This is a genomic window from Nonomuraea jiangxiensis (assembly GCF_900099965.1).
Classification (GTDB): Bacteria; Actinomycetota; Actinomycetes; order Streptosporangiales; family Streptosporangiaceae; genus Nonomuraea; species Nonomuraea jiangxiensis.
Map to the genome: position 1 here is coordinate 1 of NZ_FNDJ01000068.1, position 1,011 is coordinate 1,011.

A 1,011-nucleotide genomic window follows, 5' to 3' on the forward strand; every position below is an offset into this window, starting at 1 on the left:
GTCTTCGAGGTGGACGGGTGGGTGGAAGGAGAGGCTGGTGTTGTTGGTGATGACGTCGACGCGGTAGAGCCTGCCTTCGGGTCCGTCCTCGGTGATGAGGAGGGTGTTGAAGTTGAGGGTGGCCATGGCCTTGGGGGTGAAGCCGAGGGTGGCGGTCGACACGACGTTGCCGTGGGTACGCCGCCCGGTGGCGGCGTCGATGGCGGCGTAGGTGAGCCGCCCGTCCGGCTGGACCCCGTACACCGAGACCCTGCCTCTGGGCACGCTGATGTGGGGCAGGATGGTGTTCACGATGATCTGCGCGTCGCCGGCCTGCACCTGATAGCGGTCCGGGAAGGCGGAGACCTGCACCGCCTGGGCCACCTCGCCGACCGGTGCGGTCCGCCAGCTGTTGTTCGGGTAGAGCCGGATCATCTTGTTGAGGAAGGCGTTGGTCGCCCACGTCGGGTTGAGGCGATCGGGCACCTCTCCCCAGGCTTCGCGCTGCTGGAACAGTCCCAGACTGTCGAAGTCGACCTCTTCGCTGATGTTCTCGATGCTGCTCTCCACGATCGTGGTCGTGATGGCGATCACGGCCGCCCGGGGATCCAGTCCACGGTCGTGCACGGCCTTGATCACCATTCGCGCGCACGACACGCGGTAGGCGGACATGTAGCCGCGCATCTTCTTGTTGAGAGAGCTGTTGAGCTGGTTGGCCAGGGCCGCGTCGGTCGCGGTGGTGCCATCGGGGTCACAGGGGGCTACCTGGTAGTCGGCCTCGACATCCGAGGCCGCGGTGGGCGCGGGCCGCGGGTCGGCCAGCGCGGGAAAGGCGGTGGCCGATAAGCCGGAAGCGATGATGACCACCGTGGCCGTGATGGAGGCACGGCGGACGAGCGCTCTGAACATGTGGGAAGTCCTTCGGTACGGCGTCAGCTGACGGTGGCGGGTTGGGCGGACAGGAGGATCTGGGACCAGCCCTTGGGGTCGACGGTGCCCAGGCCGGTGATGTCGTCGCCGTCGCCGTCGTGG

1 protein-coding gene is annotated in these 1,011 nt (G+C 67.3%); it reads right to left on the bottom strand.

Annotated features, from left to right (window positions below):
* On the bottom strand, nt 1–888 hold an 888-nt coding region (locus tag BLS95_RS53820; protein ID WP_218136471.1), incomplete at its 3' end, for a hypothetical protein.
* Nucleotides 889–1,011 lie beyond the last annotated feature (123 nt).